Origin of the sequence: Hydrogenispora ethanolica (assembly GCF_004340685.1) — a bacterium.
In the GTDB taxonomy this organism is placed as follows: domain Bacteria; phylum Bacillota; class UBA4882; order UBA8346; family UBA8346; genus Hydrogenispora; species Hydrogenispora ethanolica.
Window position 1 is genome coordinate 1 of sequence record NZ_SLUN01000057.1, and the last position, 25169, is coordinate 25169.

Here is a 25169-nt window from a genome sequence, read left to right on the forward strand (position 1 = left end):
TGAATACCTGACAAAAGTTTTCACCCAGGCTCCAAACGGCGCGCGCCTCGAAAATCTCTTGCCCTGGAGGGTGTGACCCCTGGATTGACGGTTACATTGATTCTTCCAAGTTCTTTACTCTTAGAGTGCTCCAACAGAATTTCATAGGATTGCCTCCTCAAAAAATAAAATTGAGTAAGACGAGAGTTCTCAACCAGTTTATTTATCCGTCCGATATTTCTCGAAATTCTCCTCACTGATCGGTAAAAGAAAAATCACCGGGTCCAATTCTAATCCTGCCGCTATGGCGAACAAAATATCCAATGAATAAGAAATATCCGAGCCGGATGCCTCGATCTTGCTGATATAGCTTTTGCTGTAACTGATTTTTTCGCCTAAAGTCTCCTGCGAGATACCCCGTTTACTGCGATAAAAAGCAATTCTTCTGCCGATCTCCCGATACTTTTCCAGAAAATTATCCTTCAAACCGAGCCGCCTGTCTCATGATTCAAATACTGATTATCAAAATGAACGCTGACCGTATCCACCGGCGCAAAGAGTGCCGCAACCTGGATGTCCAATCCCTCGGCGATTCGTAAAAGCATATCAAAGGAAAAACTGATTTGGATGTTTGGCGCTTCGATTTTGCTTAAATGACTGGCACTAATATCGATTTTGGCAGCAAGTTCTTCCTGACTCAATCCGCGCAGGTTCCGAAAGAATGCAATCCTTCGTCCCACTTCCTTATATATTGGAAAAAACCTGTCCTGATCTTTTTTCCGCATTGAAGTATGCACTCCTGTTTAGTTAAACAATTACGAATACCTCGTATAATAAAGTCAGAAAGCAGTTGCCCTACAAAAGGGAAATTGCGATAATCATTTCGTATAGGCAGAGGTGATCGGACCATACCTTGAAGAACGACATCGAATGTCAGACTGATCCCTCTGACTGCGAGATATTACAAATGAGCTGGATGTTGACCGGGAACCGGTACTTCGAATATCGCACGAGGTTGTAGCTCGCAGGCCCAGAGGGAACCATTCTGTCTATAATACTCGCATCCAAGAGGGGCAACCATAATAATTGTCGGAATTGATATTGCAAAACGGAAACATAGCGCGATGATCGTGCATCAGACCGGAGCGGCCAAAGGAAAGCCCATAACCTTTGAGAACTCCAATGAAGGCGTAAAAAAAACTATTGGACCATATCGCCCGCTACAATCCGGAGCAAGAGGAAATCGTATTTGGAATGGAGGCAACCGGCCATTATTGGCTGGCGTTATACTCTCACCTGGTATCGGAAGGATATACGGTACATGTCATCAACCCGATCCAATCGGACAGCTTGAGGAGCATGTATATCCGGCAGGCCAAGACCGATGCAGTGGATGCCTTTATCATCGCCGAAGTCATTCGGTTTGGACGGTTTTCGGAGACGACATTATCCGAACCCGATATCGTGGCATTACGGCAGTTATGCTGGTTTCGGTTTTCGATGGTGGATCACCCATCGGATCTCAAACGGCAAGTAATTACTGCCTTGGATCTGATTTTTCCCGAGTATGAAACGATATTTTCCGATATGTTTGGCCGTTCCTCGAAAGAATTGTTAGCAGAGTTCACCACACCGGAAGAAATCCTGGCGATTGACACGGAAAAACTGGCCCAACTTCTATCCACGACCAGCAGGGGCCGTTTTGGACGTTGCAAGGCGGAAGAAATTCAAGCCAAAGCTCGTCAATCGTTTGGGATTAAACATGGAACGGAGGCCATCGCTTTTCAAATCCGCCAGTTGGTAGCCCAGATTCAGTTTCTAGAAAAGCAGTTAGCAGAGTTAGAGACCAAAATCGGGAGCTATTATGAACGGTTTTCATGCCCGGTGCACACCACGCCCGGAGTCGGTCCTACTTTAGGAGCGACGATATTGGGAGAAATCGGAGATATTAACCGGTTTAGCAGTCCAGCGAAAACTGGTTGCGTTTGCCGGAATTGATCCCACGGTGAAACAGTCGGGAGACTTCAATGGCACCCGGAATCGGATGTCGAAACGGGGTTCGACATATTTACGGAGAGCGGTCTGGTTGGCGGCTACAACAGCGGTTCTCCATGACCCGGTGATGGCCGAATTCTTTCAGAAAAAACGTTCGGAAGGAAAAACCTACCGAACCGCTATTAGAGCCGTTTGTCGCAAATTACTTTACGTGATGTTTGCTTTGATGAAGTCTGGTGAACCCTATCGTATTCTTTCCACTTAATTCTTTCCCATTTTACTTGACTTTTCATAGCTGGTCTGTTATGTCCATTATACGGAGGTAATTTATTCAAGCGAAAAGCACAGTCATCCAAGGTCTCCCTCTCTGCTGAACCGCTTCTAGTGGAGCATCGAAGCAGAGAGGGGGAAGTTTCATGAGTTGCTGTGGGCAAAAGTTGAAGCTCAGGGAGTGAGTCGGGTTTTGGGCCAACGGAACCCCTTGAGCCACCTGGGAGCTAGTAGTCACTGGAGTGTCATTCCCCTTTGAAGGAAGCGGATCAAGGAAGCGGAAGAAGGGGAACCATGTTTTACCGTGGTTTTTCCGTTCCAAGTCCCAAAAAAATTAGGATGGAATGTTAGGGTATGGATTATTTCAGCATCCGTTGGAGAAAATAGCCACGAGGTGAATGGAATGGCGGATTCTCTGACGATTATGGGAATTTTGGTGGATCACCGGGGAAAGCATGCCCCGGAGGTTCAAGAGGTGATTACCCGGCATGGCTCGGATATTCTCTGCCGGATGGGCGTGCCCAGCCCTTCGAAGGAGCAGGGGCTGATCACCCTGGTCTTTGAAGGTGACCTGGCCAGCGTCCAGGATTTCCGGCGGGAATTGGAAGCCATCGCCGGCGTTGACGTCCAAAGCATGAGTTTTTCGAAGTAGGCGAAGCCAACCGGTTTTGGTCCGAGCTGCCCTGTTGGCTTGAAAAAGAAGGTGTGACATGAAAAAGATAATTCTTTGGCTGAAAGCGATGCGGGCTTCGTTCTTTCCGACCTCTTTCATCTCCGTGCTGGTGGGAGCGGCGGTCAGCAGCGGCGAGCATCCGGTGAGTCCGGCGGCGTTTTGTTTGGCTTTGCTGGTGGTGGTCAGCAATCAGGCGGGCGCCAACCTGATCAATGACTATTTTGACGCCGCGGGGAGCGATCCGCTCAATCAGAATTCGAGCCCCTTTAACGGGGGCAGCCGGTTGATCCAGCGGAAAATACTGGCGCGGCAGACTTATTTCAAGGCCGCGGTGCTCGCCTTCGGGATCGCGCTGCTCACCTCGGCCCTGGCGGCCGTGGCCTATCGCAATCTGCTCATCTTCGGCCTGGGATTGGCCGGGGCCGCCATCGGCTGGACCTATAGCGCCGTGCCGTTCCGCGGCATGAGCCGGGGCTGGGGGGAGCTGACGTTGGGAATCGGCTACGGACCGCTGGCGGTCCTGGGGAGCTACCTGCTGCAGACCAACCAGTTCGCCTGGAAACCGGTGCTGGCCGGGGTGCCGGTCGGCTTTTTGATCATGGGGGTGCTGATCCTCAACGAACTGCCGGACGTGGCGGCCGACCGGGCGGCCGGCAAGCGGAACCTGGTGGTCCGGGCCGGCGGCAGCCGCGCCGGACTCTGGGTCTATTTGACCGTGATTACCCTGGTTTATCTGGCGATTTCCATCGGAGTCTTTGCCGGGGTGTTTCCGCCGGGCATTCTGATCTCGTATTTCTCCATTCCCCTGGCGGTGTGGATCGTCTTGAAGACCTGGAGCTGCCGGAGCCGGATCCCGGAGCTGATCCCGGCCATGGCCGGCAATGTGGGCCTGACCATTCTGATCGGCCTCTTGCTCAGCCTGGGCTTTTGGGGGCATTAGCCCGGGCCGGATGAGGAGGGAGTGACGCTGGAAGCTGTGGCGAAGGACGCGACAGCTTTTTCGCTGTGGCCGGCGGGCGGGGACGGTTAATTTTTCGAAAAGCAAAGGAGTTTAGGGCGGGATTAGCGAAATAGAAGGGTACGAAACGCGGAGGACGAGTCATGGAATATCAAACCCTCTACCGGCGCTGGCGGCCCGGAACCTTTGAAGACGTCGTCGGCCAGCAGCACGTGGTAACCACGCTGTATCACGCCATTGAGAAGGGGCGGGTAGCCCACGCCTATCTCTTCACCGGGCCGCGCGGCACCGGCAAGACCAGTATCGCCAAGATCTTCGCCAAGGCTTTAAACTGCCTGGAGCCCCAGGGCGCCGAGGCTTGCGACCATTGCGCCAATTGCAGCCGGATCAGCGAGGGCACGTTTCTGGATGTGATCGAAATTGACGCCGCCTCCAACCGGGGCATCGACGAAATCCGCGATCTGCGGGAGAAGGTCCGTTTCGCGCCGGCCGAAGGCAAATATAAGATATATATTATCGACGAAGTTCATATGTTGACTACCGAAGCCTTCAACGCGCTGTTGAAGACGCTTGAGGAACCGCCCCAGTTCGTGGTGTTCATCCTGGCGACCACCGAGATTCATAAGATTCCGGTCACGATTCTCTCCCGCTGCCAGCGGTTCGATTTCAAACGGTTCACGGTCGCCGAGATCAAGGGGCGGTTGAGCCGGATCCTCACCGCCGAGGGCGTCACCGAATGGTCGGACCGGGGCCTGGAGCTCATCGCCGAGCATGCCGAAGGCGGGATGCGCGACGCGCTGGGCCTGTTGGAACAGGTCTTGGCCCACGGCCAGGGCCGGCTGGCGGAGGAGACGGTCCGGGCCATTCTGGGATTGACCAGCGAAGAAGCAGTCGCGGCGCTCGCCGCCGCCATCAGCAGCCACAATACCGGCGGCGCCCTGGCGGTGTTGAGCCGGGTCAATCAGGAAGGCAAGGATATCTATCAGTTCGGCCGCAGTTTGGTGGGGCATTTTCGCGATTTGCTGCTGGCCGAGGTCAGCGGGGCCGGGGACGGCTCGGGTTCTGCCGCGGATTTGCTGCGGGCCATCGAAGTGCTGGCCGACGCCACCTATGAGGTGAAACGGAGTCAGCAGAGCTCCTTGCCGTTGGAGTTGGCCCTGATCAAGCTGACCGCCCCCGGGCTGGACTATGCCGGCCTCGAACAGCGCTTGGCCCGCTTGGAACGGCTATTGGACGGCCAGGCCGTCCCGTTGGCCGCTGCGCCTCAACCGCCCGCCCTCGCTCCGGCCATATCCGGCCCGAAAGAAGCGTCCGTTTCATCGCAACCGGAGCTCCACCGGCCGCAGTCGCCGGTTCCGGCCCCGGAGTCGACTCCGCCGCAAACGGCGCCGCCGGCGACGGCCGGCAGCGGCGCCAAGTTCGACTGGAACGAGTTTTTGGAGGCGGTCAAAAAGAAAAAAAGGACTTTGGCGGCTTTAATTCAAGAAGGAAAACCGCTACAATGGGATGAGGAACAATTAATCGTCGGTTTGCCGCCCAATTTAAAATTTCACCTGGAGAATCTGAGTTTGGCTCAGAACCGGGAATTACTGGAGAGTATCTTGCACGAGGTGACCGGGAAGCAGGTGCGGATCAGCTGCGTGCCGGCCACTGAAGGAACGCCGGAAGCGAAGGCCGGCCGGTCCGCCCCCGCCGCCCCGGCCGCACCGTCAGTCCCTGAACCGCTCGCCAAGGCGATGGCGATCTTCGGCGGAGAAGTCAAACCGATTACCAGTCCAAAGGAGGAGAAAGAATGATGCCGAATATGCAACAAGCGATGAAACAGATTCAAAAGATGCAGGCGGAGATGGCCCGCGTCCAGCAGGAGCTGGAATCCAAGACCGTGACCGCCACCGCCGGCGGCGGCGTGGTGACCGTGGAAGTCTCCGGCAAGCTGGAACTGAAAAAGATCGAGATCAATCCGGAAGTGGTGACGAGCGACGATCTGGAGATGCTGCAGGATCTGATCACCGCCGCGGTCAACGAAGGAATCAAGAAAGCCCAGGAGATGGCGGCCAACGATATGGCCAAGGTGACGGGCAACCTCAATATCCCCGGCCTGCCGGGACTCTTCTAACATGCTGTATCCCCAACCCATGACCCGGCTCATCCATGAACTGTCCAAACTTCCGGGAGTCGGGCCCCGTACCGCTCAACGACTGGCTTTTCATGTGTTGACCCTCTCCGACGAGGAGGTGGGGAAGCTGGCGGAAGCACTGTTGGAAGCCAAACACAAGATCGGGTTTTGCACGATCTGCGGCCAATTGACCGAGACTTCCCCCTGCGCCACCTGCCGGGATCCGGGACGGGATCAGACCCTGCTCTGCGTGGTGGAGGAACCCAAAGACGTCATCGCCATGGAGAAGACCCGCATCTTCAAAGGGCTGTATCATGTCTTGGGCGGAGCCATTTCGCCGCTGGAGGGGATCGGCCCCGAGGAACTGCGCCTCAAAGAGCTGCTGGACCGGTTGCGCACCGGCAGCTTTGAAGAGCTGATCATCGCCACCGACCCCAACATCGAAGGAGAGGCCACCGCGCTGTACCTGAGCAAGATCCTCCATCCGCTCGGCCTGCGGATCACCCGCCTGGCGCGGGGACTGCCGGTCGGCGGCGATCTGGAGTATATCGATGAGATCACGCTCAGCAAGGCGTTTGAAGGACGGACCGATCTTTAATGTATAAAATTTCCTCCCCCGACTCATACTGGCTATGAGCTGGAAAGGTGGAGGAGTATTCGATGCAAGCAACCCAAAAAGAAGGTTTTTGGCGGTCCGGTTTCCGGAGGCTGAACGAAGCTTTCCGTTGGGATAATCCCACGGTCGGATATTATCGGATGCCCGACCTGGAAGAGCAGCTGGAGGAGGCTAGGCGCGAATGGCGTTATGCCAAACTCTATTTCAACTGCGTCACTGAACCCGACCTGATCGATCATGCCGTGCTCAATCTGGGAGCGGCCGAAAAGAAGTACATTTACTTATTGAAACAAGCCAAAGCGACCGGCCTCAATGTCAAGCCGGCCATGGCCAACCGGTAGGCGTACGGTCCCGCCAAAATTCCGCCCGCCGGAAGCCGCGCCGGAGTCGTAAAACAAGCATCCCTCCAATACAATGATCTATGAAGGAGGGGTCGCAATGTCCGCCGGAATGGTCGTCACCTATCTGAGTGTCCTGATCCTGTTGTACGTGCTCGGAAAGAGTTGCTGGAAGCCGCTGTTCTTCGTATTCAGCGTTTTATTTCAGGGAGCCTTGGGAGCCTTCGGAATCTATCTGGCCAACTTCCTCTTGACCCATTGGCAACTGGAAGTGCCCTTAAATCCTTATAATTCCTTGCTGGTGGGTTTTTTGGGCGTTCCGGGCCTGGGGATGGTTTTGGCCTTGAAGTATTGGTTCCGCATCTAAAAGCGTTGTGATAAACCCTGTCCGAAGGCCAGGGTGAACACAAAAGCGCAGAGAAGCAAGGGATAAAGTCGATTTTTAGTCCACTGAAAGGATGACTTGCGAATCTAAGGACTTTATCACATGGCTTCTAAAAGCGTTGTGATTAACTCCGTCCGAAGGCCGGGGAGAACACAAAAGCTCAGAGAAGCAAGGGATAAAGTGGGTTTTAACCTTTTTGGATGCTGATTTCCGTTGCGAAAGACTTTATCACATGGCTTCGGAACGGCAGCCGGGGAAGATGGAAATAACTTACGCCGGCGCGATGAATGGGAAACGGGGCAGGACAGACACGAAATGCAGCTTCCGGGCATAGAGTAATTCATAGATTACACAAGCGGAGGTACAAAAATGTCTTCCCCTGCGTGTTTCGGTTGTGGCGAAACCCTCCCCGGAGGCATTGAAATCTGCGGACAATATTTGTGCGAGGACTGTGAGGCGAGGCTGGTCCGGAGCAAGGCCGGCCAGAACGATTACCAACAGTGGATCGATAGTTGCCGGAGTTTTTGGGAGAAGATTAAAATCGATCTGAAAAACACGGTCGAGTAGTAGGCGTAGGCCTATTTTTTTTGTCTATTTTAGGCGTACGGCCTGCTTTGTTTTGCCAGGGATCCATACCTGGTTTTAACGGGAGTTTGTGCCGGTGATTAGGAAAGAATAGTTTTTGAAAAAGACTGGAGGTGAGAAGAGCTTGACGATTTTCGATTCGTTCCGGAAGGCGTTCGGCTGGAACCAACGGAACCTGCAGGAAATGGCAACCTTTGAGGGACAAGGGGTGACCTGGGACCCGGCTCCCGCCAAGGCCGGGGAGATCGTCTCCATTCACTACCGGGGTTTCTTGACAGACGCCGGGAGTCAAGAGATTTATTTACATTATGCCTTCGATAACTGGAACACTCCCGTCCAGACCGGCAAAATGGAGCGGCAAGCCAACGGCGATTATGGCATCAAAATTCAAACGGCCGGGACGGCGCTGAATTTTTGCTTTAAGGATTCGGAGAATCATTGGGACAATAATCGAGGCGAGAATTGGAATCTCCATTTGCAATCATAGGCGCGTCCCCTTTTCTGGAAAAAAACGATGGAAGATGGATTGGACGTGCCCGGACTGATGCCCGCTACCAGTAGCGGGTTTTTTCAAACGGAACGTCTTTTTGGAACCTGTGCCACTACGATGGAATTCGGACCGAAAAGAGGAAAGCGGAAAAAAGATGTCGAATTCTACAGGTTAAATGAATGATCAATCGTTGCACAAGGCGGCGCCGCTCTTCGAGGCGTTGCTCCGCTACAGCCGCGACCCGGGGGTCCCTTTTCACACTCCCGGCCATAAGGCCGGATTGGGGCTGGAGCCGGAATGGCGCTCACTCCCGGATTGGTCCGGTTTGGATTTGACGGAGATCGCCGGCCTGGCGTGGGAGCCGGCCCTGGCCGAGGCCCAGGAGCTGGCGGCGCGGTTGTTCGGGGCGGCCCATAGCTTCTTTTTGACCCAAGGGGCGACCCAGGGACTGATCGGCGCGATGCTCGGTGTCTTTCCGCCCGGCTCTACCGTACTGGTGGCCCGCCACTGCCACGCGGCGGTGATCCATGGACTGATACTGGCCGATCTTCATCCGGTGTACGTCGCCGTGGACCGCCTGCCCCATTGGGGATTGCCGGCCGGCATCAACCGGCGCAGCCTGGAGGAGGCGCTCGCCGCCCATCCCGAAGCGAGCGGTTTGGTGATGACCAATCCGACGTATCAGGGGATCGCCGAACCGTTGGCGCCAATCCGTCGGTTGCTGGCCGGCAGGATACTGTTGATCGATGAGGCGCATGGCGGCCATCTGGGCTGGTCGGGCTTGAAGGGCTATGATGCTTGCGGCTGCGCCGACCTCTGGGTCCAGGGAACCCACAAGATACACGGGTCGCTGACTCAGACCGGGCTGCTTCATGTGGCAAGGACCGGCCCGCCCTTATCCGCGGTCCGTCGGGGACTGGACCTGATCGGTACCAGCAGCCCGTCCTTTATCCTGTTGGCTTCGCTCGATTCCGCCCGTCGCTTCTTGGCGCTGAAAGGCCGGGATATGTTCGGGGAACGCCTGCCCGGAATGGCCGACCTGAAAGAGCGATTGGCCCGCCTGGCCGGAGTAGCGGTCCTGACGGACCGGGAGTTGGACGCGGACCGGGCGCTTGACCCCTGGAAGCTGGTCATCGCCCTGAACGGACAGAGCGGCTATGAGTTGGAACGGAGTTTATACGGGCGTTTCGGAATTCAACCGGAGTACGCCGCCGGTGCGCAAGTGACTTTTTTCATGGCGCCTTGGCAGCAAGCGGGAGTTCTGGAGCGCCTCTATCAAGCGGTGGCTGATATCAGCCGCCAAACTGGACAACAAGCTGATTCGCGCAATTTTGGCACTGCTTTTGACATTCCGCCCCTGATCTTGAAACCGCGCGCCGCGGCCTTTGCGCCCCGCCAATCGGTACCCTTGCGGCAGGCCGCGGGGCGGGTCGCCGCCACGACGGTGGCGCCTTATCCGCCGGGTATTCCGGTCCTGGCGCCCGGCGAATTGATTCGTGACCCGGAGATTCAGGGGTTGTTTGAGATTGAACGTCAAGGCGGAACGATCCGGGGACTCGATCCGGACGGCGGGATTGCGGTGGTAAAGGAATAATCATGAAATTTAAAGATTTATTACCCTTGAGGGGTTGGATGGATGCGGGAAAACCACCCAGGCCAAACGGTTGGAAGAGTTTTTGAGCGAGCGCGGCTATGCGGTGGTGTTAACCCGGGAGCCGGGCACCTGGTTGGCCGAGGTGATTCGGAATCTGATTTTATTCCGAACCGGGAAGAGTGGCACCCGAGAACTGAGCCGGACCTCGCTTTTTTACTGGATATCGAAACCAAGCAGGGAATGAGTCGGATTCAAGATCGTTCCCGATCGGGCCGCCAGACGGTCGACCGGATCGAGGTGCGGGGTGCCGAGTTTCAGGCCAAAGTCCGGCGGGGCTTTTTAGAAGCGTTGTGATAAACCCTGCCCGAAGGTCAGGGTGAACACAAAAGCTCAGAAAAGCAAGTGATAAAGTCGTTTTTTAGTCCATTGAAAGGATGATTTCCGAATTAGAGGACTTTATCACATGGCTTTTGGAGCTGGCGAAGGAAGAATCCCGGTTCCGGTTGATCCGGGCGGCAGGCCGGAGCATTGAGGAGATTCACGCTGAGATGGCCGAAATCGTCATGTCCAAATTGCGTGGCGAATAAATATTCTTAAAAAAGGAGTGTGTGGGATGAAACTCGTCATTGCCATGATCCAGGATCAGGACGCCAATAAGCTCCTCGGAATCCTCTCGGAACACGGTTATTCCGCGACCAAACTGGCCAGCACCGGCGGTTTTCTGCGCCAGGGCAACACCACGCTGCTCATCGGGGTGGAGGACCAGCGGGTCCATGAACTGATGGAGCTGATCAAAGAAACCTCCAAGTCCCGAAAACAGTTGGTCACCCCCCTGGCGTCGGTCGGACGTTCCTTGAACAACTATATGACCGAGCCGGTGGAAGTGACGGTCGGCGGCGCCACGGTTTTTGTGGTGGCGGTGGAAGATTTCGCCAAAGTATAAGCGATCGCGGTTCGAAATTTCCATTGCGCGCTGGATGCCGGGATTTCTGGAACCGATCGCCTTTTCCGTAATTCTCTTGTCATACGAAGCGCGTTTGGCGTCGATAATGATCGTGTCGGAATTTATTTCGGAGAGAGATTCGCCTATCACGCCTTCGGCTTGGGGGCCGGAAAGTTCCCGCGGTCGTTGCTTCGCAAAGCGTCAGGCGAACGGTATGAAATGGGGTAGACTACGTGCAGATTAAGATCAACAATACCAATGCGCCGGAGAGTCCGCCCGTGGAGACCCGGATTCCGGGACCGGGGCGGACCGCCGAGTTTACACGCGCTTTGAGAGATTCGGACCGCGAGCACCGTCGCCAGATCTGCGATCAGTTGCTGGGCAAGATCGATGCTTTGAGCCGTGAGCTTAAGAATCACCCGACCCCGAAAGGATTCATGCGCTATCGCAGTCTGGTCAGTTCCTTTATGAAAGAAGCCCTTTCGCAATCCTACGAAGTCCGCAGCGAGACCCATTGGGACCGGGACGGGAATCGGAAGAGTCTGGTCGCGGTGAAGCGGATCAATACGGCGCTGGAAGAGATGATGGATGCCGTGGTGCAGAAGGAAAAGAGCCAAATCGATTTAGCGGCCAAATTTGACCAGATCCGGGGCTGGTTGTTGGATTTATACGTTTGAAATTAAGGAGTCGCCATGGCCCCGTTTTGCGTTTTTTCTGATATAATTGGGCATAAAGATATCATCCGGGCTCTGACCGCGGCCATCGCCACCGGACGCGTTGGACACGCCTACCTGTTTTTGGGTCCGGCGGGAATCGGCAAGAAGACGTTGGCCCTTGCCTTCGCGACCCGGCTGCTCTGCCGGGGCGAGGCTCCGGGACCCGATTGCGGATGCCCCTCTTGCAGCCGCTTGCGTTCGGGCAATCATCCCGATTTTACGGTGATAGAGGCGGAAGGGAACTCCATCAAGATTGAGCAGCTCCGGGAGCTTCAGCATCAGGTGTTCTTTCACCCCTTATTGGGGGAACGCAAGGTTTTTTTCTTCCCCGAGGCGGAACAATTGACGGAGGCCGCGGCCAACAGTTTTTTGAAAACCCTGGAGGAACCTCCGGCCGGGGTGCATTTTCTATTTACGGCAGTCCGGCCTGAATATATTCTGCCGACCATCCGGTCGCGCTGTCAGACGTATCAACTTTTTCCGGTACCCGCGCCGGAGATAGCCGGCTGGCTGATGGGCAAGGGTTATTCGGCGGAGGCGGCCGAAGCGCGCAGCGGAGTTGCGGAAGGGATTCCCGGGCGGGCGCTGACGGTTGACGGCGCGACACTGAGCGCGGCGAAATACGGCCGGATCGGCGAACTGCTGGACCAGGATTTATTACAGTTATTGAAGATCGCTAATGAATTTGAGAAGAAAGAGCGGAAAGAGGTCTTGGCTATCTTGCGGAACTGGGAAGCTCAGCTCCGGGAGGAATTGCTGGATCTGGAGGCAAAGCCGGCCGCTGCTCCGCCACAACATATCGTAATGGTCGCCAGATTGGAAAAATTGGGACAGACCATCCGCTGGATCGAGAGCAACGTCAATCTGCGCCTGGCGGTGGAGAACTTTTTTATCGCCGTGAAAACGGCGGGGAATCCGGATCATCGTTTACGAAGGGAATTGGTTTGATGATTAATATTGTGGGAGTCCGTTTCAAACAAGCGGGCAAGATTTATTATTTTGATCCGGCGGAACTGGAGGTGCAAGCCGGGGCGAATGTGATCGTCGAGACGGTGCGGGGGGTCGAATTCGGCCAGGTGATCGTCGGTCCGCGGCTGGTGCCGGATGAAAAAGTAACCCAGCCGCTGAAGAAGGTACTCCGGCTGGCCACCGCCGAGGATGAAGTCCAGCTTCGCGAGAATCATGAGAAGGAACAGAAGGCCTTCGGCATCTGCCAGGAGAAGATCGCCAAGCACAATCTGGAGATGAAACTGGTCGACGTCGAGTATACCTTCGACCGGAGCAAGATTATCTTTTATTTCACCGCGGACGGCCGGGTCGATTTTCGGGAGTTGGTCAAGGATCTGGCCACAGTCTTTAAGACCCGGATCGAGCTGCGCCAGATCGGCGTGCGGGACGAGGCCAAAATGCTGGGAGGACTCGGCCCGTGCGGCCGGCCGCTCTGCTGCGCCACGTTCCTGGGCGAATTTGAGCCGGTCTCGATTAAGATGGCCAAGGAGCAAAACCTTTCCTTGAATCCGGTCAAGATCTCCGGCATCTGCTCGCGTTTGATGTGTTGTTTGCGGTATGAATCATCCAGCTACCGGGATACCAAGGCCGACCTGCCATTGACCGGGAGCCGGGTCCGGGTCGACGGCCGCGAGGGCAAGATTGTCGAGACTCATCAGGCCAAGGAGTCGCTGTTAGTCCAGTTCGGGGATGGTTCCCGGAAAGAAGTGCTGCTGGCCGAGGTCGAGGAGATCCTGCTCGACAATGGCGCTAGTGAAAAGAAGAGCCCGGATCCGGGCGATAAAAATGTCTGACAAAATTGCTTGACAAGGGGGTTCGTCCTCCGTTATAATTTCTTTAAATAGCTTGAATATCCAAGAGCAATGAAGAGGATTAGTACGATGATAAGGTTGACAGAGAGCCGGTGGTTGGTGGGAACCGGTGACCCGAACATCCGAACTCCCCTCTGAGCTGCCAGCCCAACGAGTTTTCAAGTAGGCTGAGCCGGGGGAATGATTTTTCCAGCCCGTTACAGCGAAGACGTCTGTCCGTAATCTGCGGGATTGCGGCGGAGGTTGGCGGAGGCGCCGGCAGGATCAAGCGGCGTGAATTTGGGTGGTAACACGAGATTAAACCCTCGTCCCTTTGCAGGGACGAGGGTTTTTTTATTTTTCCGGGAAAATGACGAAGGAGGAATGAATGATGCGTCAGGTACAGATCTTTGATACTACGTTACGGGATGGTGAGCAATCCGCCGGAATAAACCTCAATGTGGAGGAGAAATTGCGGGTCGCCAGGCAATTGGCGCGATTGAACGTGGATGTGATCGAAGCGGGTTTCGCCATTGCCTCGCCGGGGGATTTCGAAGGCGTCCGGGCGATTGCCAGAGAAGTGAAAGGGGTAACCGTATGCTCGCTATCCCGGGCGCTCAAACCGGACATTGACCGGGCTTGGGAAGCGGTGCGGGAGGCCGAATCGCCCCTGATTCATACCTTTATCGCCACTTCCCCCATTCATATGCAGTATAAACTACAAAAAAATCCCGAGCAGGTATTGGAGATGGCGGTAGCCGCGGTCCGGCATGCCCGCGGTCTCTGCCCGCAAGTGGAATTTTCGGCCGAGGACGCCACCCGCAGCGAATGGGATTTTCTCTGCCGGATCTTCGGCGCGGTCATCGCGGCCGGCGCGACGGTGATCAACATCCCGGACACGGTGGGCTATATTATCCCGACCGAATTCGGAACGATGCTCCGGTATATTAAGGAACATACCCGGGGGATCGAAAAAGTCAAGCTCTCGGTACACTGCCATAACGACCTCGGCCTGGCGGTAGCCAACTCGCTGGCGGCGGTGGAGAACGGCGTCGATCAGGTGGAATGCACGATCAACGGTCTCGGGGAACGGGCCGGCAATGCCGCGCTGGAAGAAGTGGTAATGGCGCTTAAGACCCGCGCTGAGAATTTCCAGGCCGCAACCCGTATCCACACCGAGCAGCTCCACCGGACCAGCACTCTCGTGTCGACGTTGACCGGCAAGCCGGTGCAGCATAATAAGGCCATTGTCGGCTCCAATGCCTTCGCGCACGAGGCCGGCATCCATCAGGATGGCATCCTGAAGAACCGGATGACCTATGAGATCATGACTCCGGAGTCGGTTGGTCTGAGCCAGACCCAATTGGTGCTCGGAAAGCATTCGGGCCGACATGCGGTGAAGAACCGGCTGGAAGAATTGGGGTATACATTATCAGAACCTGAACTGGACCGGGCCTATGAACACTTCATCGAGCTGGCCGATAAGAAAAAAGAGGTTACGGACTCCGATCTGGAAGCTTTGGTGCGCAATCAGGTAGCGATGATGAAAGACCGGTTTGAACTGGATTACCTCCACGTCAGCACCGGAAATTCGACGATCCCCACCGCCACCGTGCGCTTGAAGGCCGACGGCGCTCTAGTGGAAGAAGCAGCCTGCGGCGATGGTCCCATCGATGCCATTTACAATGCGATCGACCGGATTACCGGAATTAAGGTGAAACTGGACGAATACAGCATTAAAGCGGTGACCTCGGGTCAGGATGCCCTGGGTGAGAGCACCGTAAAGGTCCGCGAGGACGGCCATGCTTACGTGGGACGCGGGCTTTCCACCGACATTATCGAGGCCAGTACCCTTGCCTATCTTCACGCGGTCAATAAGATTGCCGAGAAGTTAAAATGGGCCGAAGTATCGAACGGCTAAGAGAACTTTGGCAATAAACCATAGCGATGACTTATTCCCCGGAAGCGGCGCAAGCCGCTTTTTTTATTTCGTATTCCGGGATGAATGGGAGCGCTTTTGCGGTTACGCGAGAACCACATGGACGATGTAGGGCGATGTCACATATATAGTAAGGATGTTTTTGTGATTCTGGACATAGGGATGATATGTCTTGACAGGGTGATGTTAGTTATTGCGGGAAACTGTTGTAAATTAGGCGTTAAATTGGATTGTATACAGTATAAAAAGTTGACAACAAATATTTTTAGTGCTAACATCTATAACATAAACATAACATATATAAGGAGTGATACCCATGATTTCGAAGTTTTTCCTTGCAATCATGATGGTCGTTGTGTTGCTGGTAATGGTGGGGATTCCGGCTTGGGCCGCTGATCCGGAAGTATCGGTCAGGCAGGCGGCAGATACCATATGGACTTTGGTAACTGCCTTTTTGGTCTTTTTTATGCAAGCCGGTTTTGCAATGGTGGAAGCGGGCTTCACCCGGGCGAAAAACGCCGGCAATATTGTCATGAAGAACTTGATGGACTTCGCGGTCGGATCCATCGCGTATTGGGCCGTCGGGTTTACATTGATGTTCGGCGTCGGTAGCTTTATCGGTTCGGGTTCCTTCTTCTTGGGCGGTTCCTTTGAGCATCTCGGTTTAGGTATTTCACTCCCGGTATTCTTACTGTTCCAAACCGTGTTCGCTGCCACTGCGGCCACCATCGTTTCCGGAGCGATGGCGGAACGGACCAAGTTTACCAGTTATCTGATTTACAGCGCGGTAATCTCCTTAATCATTTATCCGGTCGTCGGACACTGGGCTTGGGGCGGTGGCTGGCTCTCCAAATTAGGCTTCATTGATTTCGCAGGTTCCACCGTGGTTCACTCGGTTGGTGGTTGGGCCGCTCTGATGGGCGCGACGATTTTAGGGCCGCGGATCGGCAAATACAGTCCGGACGGCAAAGTGAATGCTATCCCCGGTCATAATCTGGTCATTGCGGCACTCGGTGTATTCATCCTGTGGTTTGGCTGGTTCGGATTTAATCCCGGGAGTACCCTTTCGCCGTTCGCTCCCAATCTGGGATTGATTGCGGTCACAACAAATTTGGCTGCGGCAGCCGGAGCTTGCGTGGCGATGATTGTCAGCTGGTTTAAATACGGCAAGCCGGATGTATCCATGACCTTGAACGGCGCGCTGGCCGGATTGGTAGCCATCACCGCTGGCTGCGCCGCGGTATCCGCCGAGGGTTCGGTATTGATTGGCGCGATTGCCGGCGCGGCTGTAATCTTCGCGGTAGAGTTCTTCGATAATAAAGCCAAGATCGACGATCCGGTGGGCGCAATCTCCGTTCACGGCGTTTGCGGAGCCTTGGGCACCTTGATGGTCGGTTTGTTTGCTACCGACGGCGGGCTGTTTTACGGCGGTGGGGTTAAACTCCTCGGTGTTCAAGCGTTGGGAGTAATCTCTACTTTCCTTTGGACGGCCGCAACCGCTGGAACTCTTTTCTTGATTCTCAAACATACGGTAGGACTTCGGGTCAAAGAAGTCGAAGAAACAGAGGGCTTGGACGTTCACGAACATACCAGCTATGCCTATCCGGATATGTTCACGTCAAGTTTGAAAATGTAGGCTCATAAGTATTAGTGGTTAAATTGAGAGGAGGCTTTATTGATGAAAAAAGTTGAAGCCATCGTACGGGCCACCAAATTGGACGCGGTCAAGGCTGCTCTGAATTTCGTGGGAGTGACCGGAATGACTATCACCGAGGTGAAGGGGTGCGGCCACCAAAAAGGTCACGTTGAGCATTACCGGGGTTCGGAATACGTCGTAAATCTTCTGCCGAAGGTGAAGATCGAGGTTGTTATCAAGGATCAGGAGTTATCGAAGATTACGGATGCCATCATCGAGGCGGCGCGGACCGGCGAGATTGGCGACGGAAAGATTTTCGTATATGACATTGCGGACGCGATTCGGGTCCGTACCGGGGAACACGGCGAGACTGTTATTTAAAGGTGAAGATTCGGCCGGGAGATTCTCCCGGCCGATTTTCTTAGCTGCTGAGATGCATTCCTGTGGAACAGGAAAAACCGGACGTGCGAGTTTTACCCCCCGAAAGGAGTGTTCGCCATGAATCCGTCGAATGACGTTCAAGTTGTCAGGAGCCAGACTCTTTTGACTCTGCAAGCTGCCAAGCACCTGGATCTGGAACGTCTGATGGCCGAAATGAGCGGCCAGGGTTGGAAATTGGAACATTTCCCGCGCTTTGAGAAGAAAGACAAGGTTTGGCAGGTCACGCTGAGCCGGTCGCAACCGGTGGCGCTGAACCGGTGATTCCGAAGCGGAACCAAAATTTCTAACAAAATGAGAGGAAAAATCATTCCGGGCGATGCAAATTTTGTTGATCGGCTCATAGAACACCCCTTTCTGGAGAAATTATAGGAAAGGGGTGTTGGCATTTATGGAAAAGATCAAAGTGGGAGTCATCGGCTTGGGCTATGCCTGGGAACGCTTACATCACCCGGCCTTCGAGGAATTGGCCGACAGATACCAGATCACCGCGATCTGTGATATCAACCGGGGGCGGGCCGAATATTGGGGACAGCGGTTGGGACTGGACATCAACCGGGATGTGTATACCAACTACCTGACCATGGTCGAGCGGCGCGATTTGCAGGTGATCGATATTATGGTCCCGATCGCCCAAAACCACCCGGTGGCGGAAGCGATAGCCGGGTCCGGCAAGGCGATCATCTTGGAAAAACCGATGGGTGCCAGCGTCGAGCAGGCGGAGGCCACGCGGGGACTGCCGGAGCGGTATGGGATTCAGATGATGATCGCCGAAAACTACCGCTACAGCGAAGAGTTTAATCTGATTCGCGACATGGTCCGGCTGCGCAAAGTGGGTACGCCGGTCCACTTCAGCTACCACCGAACCAGTTGTTTTCCGTGCGCGATGAAGAAGGATACCTTTTCAGCCACCGAATGGCGGCAGCATCCCGATTACTCGGGCGGGGATCTGCTGGATGCGGCCATTCATGATCTGGCCGGACTGCGCCATGTCTTTGGAGCGGTCGAATACCTGCAGGCGCTGGGAGTGCCCCAGAAGGACGATTTCAGTCCCTACGCGGCGGTGACGGTCAATCTGCAGTTCATGAACAAAGTCATCGGCAATTTCACCTATTATCCGGCGGGGCAGGAACCGCAGAAGCCGCTGGTCGGCCTGAGGATCTTCTGCACGCAGGGCATGATTTATCTTGAGGAGCCGCAGTGCGGGATCATCAATGTCTTTTACAACGACGGCCGGCACGAAATGGTGACCTACCGTCCGATGCGCGGCTACTATAATGAACTGGTCAACTTCCACAATGCGCTCCTGGGGCGCGAGGCGCTGGCGGTCACGCCGGAGATGGAGATCGGCGACCTGCGGACGGTCTTCGCCATTCTGCAGTCCATCACGGAGCAGGATGTGGTGAAAGTGGACCGGGTGCCATATTTTGCGGTGCAAGGGTAGGGCGGGCGGCAGGCCCGCCTTTGCTAAAAGCGTTGTGATAAACCCTGGCCGCAGGTCGGGGCGTTCACAAAAGCTCAGGGAAGCAAGGGATAAAGTCGTTTTGAAATCCTCTTGCAAGTCGAATCGATTGGAAAGAGACTTTATCACATGGCTTCTAATGACGGGAGAAATAACCGGCGATGAACAGGATGGTTAATTTATCCAAAAGCGTCTTTGAAATCTGCCGGGAGAATCCGGAAGTCATGGAGATTTTGAAAGGGCTCGGTTTCTCGGATATCGCCAATCCGGGCATGCTGCAAACGGCGGGACGTCTGATGACGATCCCCAAGGGGGCGGCCATGAAGGGCATTTCCATGGACGTCATCAAAACGGCGTTCCGTGACCGCGGGTACGAGATTGAGGAGTAGCAGCCTCTGCCAAGCGGCGTTGTCGGGATATTTTTGACCCGGTGCGCGGAGATGGCCGGGCCAGGGGCTCCAAGACGTTTCCAAGATTTTATTAAGGATAAAGACATCATCGAAAGGCGCTTCCCAGACGATATTCTTTTCAAGAGATAGATAGCGGTCCCGCTGGACCGCATTTTTAATCGGTTCCAAAATGATTGCAACTCATTCGCGGGTTGGATCGTTACATTATTTATCCCCTTGTTAGCTCGTCGCTGGCTTGTGGCTCAGCCGGAGCGGAGATCGGGGTTGGAGTGGCCAGGCGGAAAGAGCGCGATTTACGGATAGGGTAAAATGATATCTACAGCGCAGATTCACAGGAGTAAAGGCACGATCATGGTAAAAATCTATGGCGCAAGGCTCATCTTGCGGATTGCGGTACTGGTGACGGCGATTCTGATGTATCTGACCGACCGAAACAGCCTGTTTTTTTCAAAGGGATTGGGGTTGGAGCAAGGGATTCAACCGTTGCATATTCTATGGTTAATCTTCGCGGCCGGGATGGTCCATAAGTTTTTCCCACAAAAGATCGCCAGTATGGGCTGTCGCAAACAATTCAAATCGACCTATGCCCCGAGTGAAAGAGAGCCGGACCGGGCGGATATGGCCGCCTGGATCAAAGCGGAAAACGGCGCCGCCCGGAAAGTCTTGGCGGTATGGGTCGCGCTCCATGTGGCCCTGGCCCTGCTTTATGACGCGAAGCTGCTTGGGGAGAGCGAAATCCTGTTGCTATCCCTGATTTATTACGTTTGCGATCTGATTTGCGTACTGTTTTACTGCCCGTTTCAGTCTTTAATCATGAAAAACCGCTGTTGTGTCACATGCCGGATCTTCAACTGGGATTCGATGATGATGGTTACGCCGCTGATTCTGGTGCCCAGTTTTTTCTCCTGGAGTTTGGGATTGATCGCTTTCATGGTCCTGATTCGCTGGGAAGTCACGTACCGGCGACACCCCTTGCGGTTCTCCGATGCGTGCAATAAAAATTTACATTGTACCCATTGCCGGGAACGGCTTTGCGTACTGAAACGATCGGTTCATGTCCAGTAACGGGAAGCCGCGCATGAATGCGGCAATTCAGCAACTTCCATCTTGACAGAACAGACATAGTTTGATAATATGTATTACAAATTACTCAAAATGCGTTGACAGGGAAACACATTGCATGAAGGCGCTTTTTAGAGAGCTGTTGGTTGCTGCAAAACAGCGCGCCGGGGCAGATGGTGACTCACCCTTGAGCAGTCGTCCGAAAGCAGCGCCCCATTCCGGCGGCATGGCAAGTAGGCGCGGACGGGTTTCTCGCCGTTATCACGAGAGGGCATTCATCGGTTGCGATTGATGCTGCGAAAAGTGGGGTATGACGATACCCAATGAGAGTGGTACCACGGAAGTGCAGGCTTTCGTCTCTTGCAGAAACGCAGAGGGACGAAGGCTTTTTTTATGCCCTGCCTTCGCCCGTCCTCGTATAAGGAGCGAAAGGGCGTTTGCCTGGTTAAAGGATTAGCGGTGAAAATGACGCAATTTCTAATTCTCGAAGGAGGTTTCTCAATGAAAATTGCATTTTCGACTCTCGGTTGTCCCGACTTCAGCTGGCCGGACATCTATGCCATGGCCAAGGACCTCGGCTTCGACGGCATCGAAATCCGCGGCCTGGGCAATGAAATCTTTGCGGTCAAGGCGCAGCCTTTCACCGGAAGCCAGCTGCCGCAGACCGTTCAAAAGCTCTCCGAATTGCGACTGGAGATTCCCTGCCTCTCTTCCGGCTGCTGCCTGAAGTTTGCCGAAAAGGCGGAGGAGAATCACCGGGAGATCGTACAATATATCGAGCTGGCCGAGCGGCTGGGCACGGCCTATATCCGGATCTTGGCCGATCTGGAGCCGCAACCGGAAGGCGCGGTGGACGACGAAGTGGTTCTGGCGGCGCTGCGGCGGCTGGCTCCGGTGGCCGAGGCGCACGGTGTGACGCTGCTGGTGGAGACGAACGGAGTCTATTCCGACACCAACCGCCTGCGAAAGCTGCTCGAACATGTGGCCAGCGACGCGGTGGCCGCGCTGTGGGACATTCACCATCCTTACCGGTTTGGGGGCGAGACGCCCGGCAAGACCATCCAGAATCTCGGGGCCTACGTCAAATACGTCCACATGAAGGATTCGGTGGTGGAGGACGGCGCGATCCGCTACCGCATGACCGGCGAGGGCGATCTGCCGATCGACGATTTCATGCGGGCGCTGCGTTCCATCAATTACGACGGCTATGTTTCGCTCGAATGGGTGAAACGCTGGGCGGCCGATCTCGGCGATGCGGGAGTGGTCTTTCCGCACTTCGCCAACTTTATGAGCCGTTACACCAAGAAGAGCGCGGGGAAGGGTCATCTCTTCGATAATAACGCGGGGACCGGCAAGTATGTCTGGGAGAAATACTCCCTGCTCGACCTGACCTTCCCGCAGGTGCTGGACAGGATGGTCGATGAGTTTCCGGACCAGTACGCGTTCCGCTATACGACCCTGGACTATACCCGGACTTACGCCGAATTCCGCGAGGATGTCGATACCTTTGCCCGGGCGCTGATCGCCTTGGGCGTCAAGCCCGGGGATCACGTGGCCATCTGGGCGACCAATGTGCCGCAATGGTTCATCACCTTCTGGGCAGCCACCAAGATCGGGGCGGTGCTGGTCACGGTGAACACCGCCTATAAGATCTATGAGGCGGAATATCTGCTGCGCCAGTCGGATACGCATACGCTGGTGATGATCGACGGCTACAAGGACTCGGATTATGTCGGGATCGTCAAGGAGCTCTGCCCGGAGCTGGCCAGCGCCGAGCCGGGGAAACCGCTCCACGCCAAACGCCTGCCTTTCCTGCGCAACGTGATCACGGTGGATTCGCAACAGCCGGGCTGCCTGACCTGGGACGAGGCAGTGGCCTTCGCGGAGAAGGTTCCCATCGAGGAAGTGCACCGGCGGATGCTGGCCATCAACCGGCACGATGTCTGCAATATGCAGTACACCTCGGGAACCACCGGCTTCCCCAAGGGCGTGATGCTGACGCACTACAATGTGGTGAACAACGGCAAAAACATCGGCGACTGCATGGATCTCTCCACCGCCGACCGGATGATGATCCATGTGCCGATGTTCCACTGCTTCGGGATGGTGCTGGCGATGACGGCCTCGATGACCCACGGCGTGACCATGTCGCCGCTGCCCTATTTCTCGCCGAAGCAGTCGCTGGACTGCATCAACCGGGAGAAGATCACCTGTTTCCACGGGGTTCCCACTATGTTCATCGCCATGCTGGAGCATGAGGACTTCCCGAAGACCGACTTCTCCCAGATGCGGACCGGGATCATGGCGGGCAGCCCCTGCCCGGTCAAGGTGATGCAGGATGTGGTGGATAAGATGCACATGAGCCAGATCTCCATCGTCTACGGCCAGACCGAGGCTTCGCCCGGCTGCACCCAGAGCCGGGTCGATGATCCGCTGGAAGTGCGGGTCAATACCGTCGGCCGCGAATTGCCCGGGGTGGAGTGCAAGATCGTCGACCCCCAGACCGGGGCGGATCTGCCCGACAATGTGGACGGCGAATTTGTGGCGCGCGGCTACAACATCATGAAAGGCTATTACAAGATGCCGGAGGCGACGGCGGCCGCCATCGACGAGCACGGCTGGCTGCACACCGGCGACCTGGCGCGGCGCGACGAGAACGGCAACTTCAAAATCACCGGCCGCATTAAGGATATGATCATCCGCGGCGGCGAGAACATTTATCCCAAGGAGATTGAGGACTTCATCTACACTCACCCGAAGGTCAAGGACGTTCAGGTGATCGGCGTGCCCGACCAGCAGTACGGCGAGGAGATCATGGCCTGCGTCATCCTGAAGGACGGGATGGAGCTGACCGCCGAGGAACTCAAGGATTTCGTCCGTTCGCACATGGCGAAGCACAAGACCCCGCGCTACGTCGATTTTGTCACCGAGTTCCCGATGAACGCGGCGGGCAAGATTATGAAATTCAAAATGCGGGAACAGGCGGTCGAAAAGCTCGGCTTGCAGGCCGCCAGCAAGATCGTGACGGCGTAAATCAAGGGCGGATGAACCGAATCTTCGTCTGGCTCAGCGCTGAAGCATCCGGGTATAAACCAAAAAACTCCTGAGAAATCGGGAGTTTTTTGGTATCCCGGTGCAAGAAGGGAACCAATGGGACGGAGTTTCGTTCCATTTCCATGGAAAAAATGCAAATTATGGATGGGATCGAAAGCGTCCCATCGCCAAATTTTTTTGACGAGGTGAAAGATGGTAAAATGGAAAGGGTTCTGGCTGGTTTTATTGCTGATATGGGCCGCCCATCCCGGTGCCGGTTCGGCGGAAGGTGACGCTCATTTTTACGACGCCGCCGGCCGGCCACTGCCGCAGTATGAGTGGATCACGGAGCGGTTGAAAGAGTATTTTCCGGAGAGCGTACCCCCAAGAATAACCGTCCAGTTTCAAAACCAGTGGCGCTCCTCCCGTTTTCATCCAACCGACGCGGCGGTCCTGATCCATGAAAGCGTCAAAAACGCTCCCGAGCCGGTGATCGCGCACGAGAGTTGCCATCTGTGCCTGGCGAACTTGACGAAGGGGGCGAGTACCCGGGAGAAATTTCGTTTCTTTGACGAAGGATTCGCCGAAATTTTTGAAAACCTGGCCATGAAACGGTTTGAAGCTTACAAGGAGGAGGCATTGACCGTCGCCGCGGCACAGCACCGCCGGCGCAATGTCAGCTTTGCCAGGGTGCAAAAATGGTCGGAGTACTATGGAGATCCCGAGACGAAGACCAACTTTTATGCTTATCCGGTCGGCGCGAGCTTCGATCTGTTTATCATGGATCACTTCGGCAAGGACCGGCTGCTGGCCTTCTTTAAGGATATCGGCGAGACCGGCGATCTGGCGCGAACGGTCCGGAATGTTTTGGGGAGCGATCTCCCGGAGCTGGAGGCCAAGTGGCTGCGGTATTTGGAGGAAGTGGATGTTTCGACCGCCGAACCCCGGATCGTCAAGGTGTTCCCAGAGAACGGGGCGACCGGCGTGAGCACCCGGACGGAGGAGATTGCCGTCCAATTCGACCGGCCGATGGCCCGGAGGATCATCTTCATTTCCGATTGCCGGCAGGGGGTCTGTTATAAGAACGCCTATTGGAAGAGCGACCGCATCCTGGCGGTGAAGGTGAAGCTCTTGCCCAACCATCGCTACCGGATCGCTTTGGGGGATATGGCTCACGGCAGATTCATGAGCCGGGCCGGCGGCGAACTGCCCGTCACCGAGTGGAGTTTTGCAACCGGAGCCGAATAAAAGGGTTGACGTGGCCTGGCGAATTGGATGGTTTGCTGAATCAGAGAATTTCAAATTACCATAGTATTCCCTTGGTAATACACCGGCCGGTTGCGGAAAAAGCCGGCGCTGAAAGTCCGGCGCCATTGAACCGGGATTGCCGGCGCTTTTGGGCTGCCGCCTCTCAAAAGATAGGAAAATTTCAAAGCTGCATTCGCTAGATTATTTTTCAGAGAGCTCACATGATGGGCTCTTTTTTCTTTTTGCTGTATTTTGCGGATACTGATCCGGTGGAGGAGCCGAAAGAGAACGTTTTATGAATCACGGATCGCTTTGGATGACTGAAAGAGCTCTTTCAGTCGCTCGAGGAACTCTTTTTGGGGAAAAAGAGTTCTTTCAGTCGTTGAACAAGCTCTTTGAACGAAACCGCTGTCGCGGTGGTAAAACCGACCTAGAGTAAAAAGATTCAGCAGAACACACAGATATTGCTGGAAAACAACCCAAT

29 protein-coding genes and 1 other annotated feature are annotated in these 25169 nt (G+C 55.1%); of the genes, 26 read left to right on the forward strand and 3 right to left on the reverse strand.

Annotated elements, in window-relative coordinates; all coding sequences use genetic code 11:
• Window positions 1-198 precede the first annotated feature (198 nt).
• Window positions 199-465 carry a helix-turn-helix domain-containing protein gene (locus EDC14_RS25220; RefSeq protein WP_132017730.1) on the reverse strand — a complete coding sequence of 89 codons (267 nt, stop codon included), beginning with the start codon at window positions 463-465 and terminating at the stop codon, window positions 199-201.
• Entirely contained in the window at window positions 462-764 is a 303-nt protein-coding gene (locus EDC14_RS25225; RefSeq protein ID WP_132017732.1) for a helix-turn-helix domain-containing protein, read from the reverse strand. Before EDC14_RS25225 ends, EDC14_RS25220 begins: the two co-directional genes overlap by 4 nt.
• Before the next feature lie 418 nt (window positions 765-1182).
• Between EDC14_RS25225 and EDC14_RS25230 the strand changes: the two genes are divergently transcribed.
• The 26 genes from EDC14_RS25230 (at window position 1183) to EDC14_RS25350 (ending at window position 24685) form a co-directional block, all read left to right on the forward strand.
• Window positions 1183-1977 (forward strand): IS110 family transposase, encoded by a 795-nt coding sequence (locus tag EDC14_RS25230; RefSeq protein ID WP_279388798.1) that lies wholly within the window; start codon window positions 1183-1185, stop codon window positions 1975-1977.
• Window positions 1978-1984: 7 nt separating this feature from the next.
• On the forward strand, window positions 1985-2239 hold the full coding sequence (locus EDC14_RS27635) for a transposase (RefSeq protein WP_279388799.1): 255 nt from the start codon (window positions 1985-1987) through the stop codon (window positions 2237-2239).
• 408 nt (window positions 2240-2647) lie between these two features.
• Window positions 2648-2896 (forward strand): hypothetical protein, encoded by a 249-nt coding sequence (locus EDC14_RS25235; RefSeq protein WP_132017735.1) that lies wholly within the window; start codon window positions 2648-2650, stop codon window positions 2894-2896.
• Window positions 2897-2954: 58 nt separating this feature from the next.
• Window positions 2955-3857, forward strand: coding sequence for a prenyltransferase (locus EDC14_RS25240; protein ID WP_132017738.1), 903 nt, complete (start codon window positions 2955-2957; stop codon window positions 3855-3857).
• Between the two features lie 161 nt (window positions 3858-4018).
• Window positions 4019-5671, forward strand: a complete 1653-nt coding sequence (gene dnaX / locus EDC14_RS25245; RefSeq protein ID WP_132017741.1) for a DNA polymerase III subunit gamma/tau — start codon at window positions 4019-4021, stop codon at window positions 5669-5671.
• On the forward strand, window positions 5668-5991 hold the full coding sequence (locus EDC14_RS25250; protein ID WP_132017744.1) for a YbaB/EbfC family nucleoid-associated protein: 324 nt from the start codon (window positions 5668-5670) through the stop codon (window positions 5989-5991). The genes dnaX and EDC14_RS25250 overlap by 4 nt, the downstream gene beginning before the upstream one ends.
• Window position 5992: 1 nt before the next feature.
• The gene (gene recR / locus EDC14_RS25255; RefSeq protein ID WP_132017747.1) at window positions 5993-6589 is read left to right on the forward strand and encodes a recombination mediator RecR; all 597 of its coding nucleotides are present in this window, start codon (window positions 5993-5995) and stop codon (window positions 6587-6589) included.
• Window positions 6590-6651: 62 nt separating this feature from the next.
• Window positions 6652-6948 carry a DUF2508 family protein gene (locus tag EDC14_RS25260; protein WP_132017750.1) on the forward strand — a complete coding sequence of 99 codons (297 nt, stop codon included), beginning with the start codon at window positions 6652-6654 and terminating at the stop codon, window positions 6946-6948.
• A 97-nt stretch (window positions 6949-7045) separates the two neighbouring features.
• The gene (locus tag EDC14_RS25265) at window positions 7046-7312 is read left to right on the forward strand and encodes a pro-sigmaK processing inhibitor BofA family protein (RefSeq protein WP_165908321.1); all 267 of its coding nucleotides are present in this window, start codon (window positions 7046-7048) and stop codon (window positions 7310-7312) included.
• A 387-nt stretch (window positions 7313-7699) separates the two neighbouring features.
• On the forward strand, window positions 7700-7897 hold the full coding sequence (locus tag EDC14_RS25270) for a sigma factor G inhibitor Gin (RefSeq protein ID WP_132017757.1): 198 nt from the start codon (window positions 7700-7702) through the stop codon (window positions 7895-7897).
• A gap of 142 nt (window positions 7898-8039) precedes the next feature.
• On the forward strand, window positions 8040-8402 hold the full coding sequence (locus EDC14_RS25275) for a carbohydrate-binding protein (protein WP_132017760.1): 363 nt from the start codon (window positions 8040-8042) through the stop codon (window positions 8400-8402).
• A gap of 178 nt (window positions 8403-8580) precedes the next feature.
• Window positions 8581-9999, forward strand: coding sequence for an aminotransferase class I/II-fold pyridoxal phosphate-dependent enzyme (locus EDC14_RS25280; protein WP_132017763.1), 1419 nt, complete (start codon window positions 8581-8583; stop codon window positions 9997-9999).
• A 34-nt stretch (window positions 10000-10033) separates the two neighbouring features.
• Window positions 10034-10243, forward strand: coding sequence for a dTMP kinase (locus EDC14_RS27865; RefSeq protein WP_424337439.1), 210 nt, complete (start codon window positions 10034-10036; stop codon window positions 10241-10243).
• A gap of 369 nt (window positions 10244-10612) precedes the next feature.
• Entirely contained in the window at window positions 10613-10942 is a 330-nt protein-coding gene (locus EDC14_RS25290) for a cyclic-di-AMP receptor (protein ID WP_132017769.1), read from the forward strand.
• 233 nt (window positions 10943-11175) lie between these two features.
• Complete coding sequence (locus tag EDC14_RS25295) at window positions 11176-11619, forward strand: YaaR family protein (RefSeq protein WP_132017772.1); 444 nt, start codon at window positions 11176-11178, stop codon at window positions 11617-11619.
• Between the two features lie 15 nt (window positions 11620-11634).
• Window positions 11635-12606, forward strand: a complete 972-nt coding sequence (gene holB / locus EDC14_RS25300; protein WP_132017775.1) for a DNA polymerase III subunit delta' — start codon at window positions 11635-11637, stop codon at window positions 12604-12606.
• Window positions 12606-13460 (forward strand): PSP1 domain-containing protein, encoded by an 855-nt coding sequence (locus EDC14_RS25305; RefSeq protein ID WP_132017778.1) that lies wholly within the window; start codon window positions 12606-12608, stop codon window positions 13458-13460. Before holB ends, EDC14_RS25305 begins: the two co-directional genes overlap by 1 nt.
• Window positions 13461-13520: 60 nt before the next feature.
• Window positions 13521-13794, forward strand: a binding site (T-box leader).
• 51 nt (window positions 13795-13845) lie between these two features.
• Complete coding sequence (locus EDC14_RS25310; protein WP_279388800.1) at window positions 13846-15378, forward strand: 2-isopropylmalate synthase; 1533 nt, start codon at window positions 13846-13848, stop codon at window positions 15376-15378.
• A gap of 328 nt (window positions 15379-15706) precedes the next feature.
• Window positions 15707-17032: an ammonium transporter gene (locus EDC14_RS25315; protein ID WP_132017805.1), complete on the forward strand. Its 1326-nt coding sequence runs from the start codon at window positions 15707-15709 to the stop codon at window positions 17030-17032.
• Between the two features lie 42 nt (window positions 17033-17074).
• Window positions 17075-17413 carry a P-II family nitrogen regulator gene (locus EDC14_RS25320; protein ID WP_132017781.1) on the forward strand — a complete coding sequence of 113 codons (339 nt, stop codon included), beginning with the start codon at window positions 17075-17077 and terminating at the stop codon, window positions 17411-17413.
• Window positions 17414-17530: 117 nt separating this feature from the next.
• Window positions 17531-17734 carry a hypothetical protein gene (locus EDC14_RS25325; RefSeq protein ID WP_132017784.1) on the forward strand — a complete coding sequence of 68 codons (204 nt, stop codon included), beginning with the start codon at window positions 17531-17533 and terminating at the stop codon, window positions 17732-17734.
• Between the two features lie 127 nt (window positions 17735-17861).
• Window positions 17862-18914, forward strand: a complete 1053-nt coding sequence (locus tag EDC14_RS25330) for a Gfo/Idh/MocA family protein (RefSeq protein ID WP_132017787.1) — start codon at window positions 17862-17864, stop codon at window positions 18912-18914.
• Between the two features lie 179 nt (window positions 18915-19093).
• Window positions 19094-19321 (forward strand): DUF1858 domain-containing protein, encoded by a 228-nt coding sequence (locus EDC14_RS25335; protein ID WP_132017790.1) that lies wholly within the window; start codon window positions 19094-19096, stop codon window positions 19319-19321.
• 372 nt (window positions 19322-19693) lie between these two features.
• Window positions 19694-20407, forward strand: coding sequence for a hypothetical protein (locus EDC14_RS25340; protein WP_132017793.1), 714 nt, complete (start codon window positions 19694-19696; stop codon window positions 20405-20407).
• A 498-nt stretch (window positions 20408-20905) separates the two neighbouring features.
• Window positions 20906-23437, forward strand: coding sequence for an AMP-binding protein (locus tag EDC14_RS25345; protein WP_132017796.1), 2532 nt, complete (start codon window positions 20906-20908; stop codon window positions 23435-23437).
• Between the two features lie 213 nt (window positions 23438-23650).
• Window positions 23651-24685, forward strand: a complete 1035-nt coding sequence (locus EDC14_RS25350) for an Ig-like domain-containing domain (protein WP_132017799.1) — start codon at window positions 23651-23653, stop codon at window positions 24683-24685.
• Between the two features lie 293 nt (window positions 24686-24978).
• On the opposite strand, the gene EDC14_RS27115 is transcribed toward EDC14_RS25350, so the two are convergent.
• Window positions 24979-25169 (reverse strand): hypothetical protein (locus tag EDC14_RS27115; RefSeq protein WP_207930795.1); only part of this gene is annotated, 191 nt, incomplete at its 5' end.

What these genes read in the sequence shown, in the direction of transcription:
- EDC14_RS25290 (WP_132017769.1), top strand. Translation starts at nt 10,613, where the DNA reads ATGAAACTCGTCATTGCCATGATCCAGGATCAGGACGCCAATAAGCTC.
- EDC14_RS25350 (WP_132017799.1), top strand. Translation starts at nt 23,651, where the DNA reads ATGGTAAAATGGAAAGGGTTCTGGCTGGTTTTATTGCTGATATGGGCC.
- dnaX (WP_132017741.1), top strand. Translation starts at nt 4,019, where the DNA reads ATGGAATATCAAACCCTCTACCGGCGCTGGCGGCCCGGAACCTTTGAA.
- EDC14_RS25260 (WP_132017750.1), top strand. Translation starts at nt 6,652, where the DNA reads ATGCAAGCAACCCAAAAAGAAGGTTTTTGGCGGTCCGGTTTCCGGAGG.
- EDC14_RS25320 (WP_132017781.1), top strand. Translation starts at nt 17,075, where the DNA reads ATGAAAAAAGTTGAAGCCATCGTACGGGCCACCAAATTGGACGCGGTC.
- holB (WP_132017775.1), top strand. Translation starts at nt 11,635, where the DNA reads ATGGCCCCGTTTTGCGTTTTTTCTGATATAATTGGGCATAAAGATATC.
- EDC14_RS25235 (WP_132017735.1), top strand. Translation starts at nt 2,648, where the DNA reads ATGGCGGATTCTCTGACGATTATGGGAATTTTGGTGGATCACCGGGGA.
- EDC14_RS25280 (WP_132017763.1), top strand. Translation starts at nt 8,581, where the DNA reads ATGAATGATCAATCGTTGCACAAGGCGGCGCCGCTCTTCGAGGCGTTG.
- EDC14_RS25240 (WP_132017738.1), top strand. Translation starts at nt 2,955, where the DNA reads ATGAAAAAGATAATTCTTTGGCTGAAAGCGATGCGGGCTTCGTTCTTT.
- EDC14_RS25250 (WP_132017744.1), top strand. Translation starts at nt 5,668, where the DNA reads ATGATGCCGAATATGCAACAAGCGATGAAACAGATTCAAAAGATGCAG.
- EDC14_RS25325 (WP_132017784.1), top strand. Translation starts at nt 17,531, where the DNA reads ATGAATCCGTCGAATGACGTTCAAGTTGTCAGGAGCCAGACTCTTTTG.
- EDC14_RS25225 (WP_132017732.1), bottom strand. Translation starts at nt 764, where the DNA reads ATGCGGAAAAAAGATCAGGACAGGTTTTTTCCAATATATAAGGAAGTG.
- EDC14_RS25270 (WP_132017757.1), top strand. Translation starts at nt 7,700, where the DNA reads ATGTCTTCCCCTGCGTGTTTCGGTTGTGGCGAAACCCTCCCCGGAGGC.
- EDC14_RS25310 (WP_279388800.1), top strand. Translation starts at nt 13,846, where the DNA reads ATGATGCGTCAGGTACAGATCTTTGATACTACGTTACGGGATGGTGAG.
- EDC14_RS25305 (WP_132017778.1), top strand. Translation starts at nt 12,606, where the DNA reads ATGATTAATATTGTGGGAGTCCGTTTCAAACAAGCGGGCAAGATTTAT.
- EDC14_RS25330 (WP_132017787.1), top strand. Translation starts at nt 17,862, where the DNA reads ATGGAAAAGATCAAAGTGGGAGTCATCGGCTTGGGCTATGCCTGGGAA.
- recR (WP_132017747.1), top strand. Translation starts at nt 5,993, where the DNA reads ATGCTGTATCCCCAACCCATGACCCGGCTCATCCATGAACTGTCCAAA.
- EDC14_RS25345 (WP_132017796.1), top strand. Translation starts at nt 20,906, where the DNA reads ATGAAAATTGCATTTTCGACTCTCGGTTGTCCCGACTTCAGCTGGCCG.
- EDC14_RS25340 (WP_132017793.1), top strand. Translation starts at nt 19,694, where the DNA reads ATGGTAAAAATCTATGGCGCAAGGCTCATCTTGCGGATTGCGGTACTG.
- EDC14_RS25265 (WP_165908321.1), top strand. Translation starts at nt 7,046, where the DNA reads ATGTCCGCCGGAATGGTCGTCACCTATCTGAGTGTCCTGATCCTGTTG.
- EDC14_RS25335 (WP_132017790.1), top strand. Translation starts at nt 19,094, where the DNA reads ATGAACAGGATGGTTAATTTATCCAAAAGCGTCTTTGAAATCTGCCGG.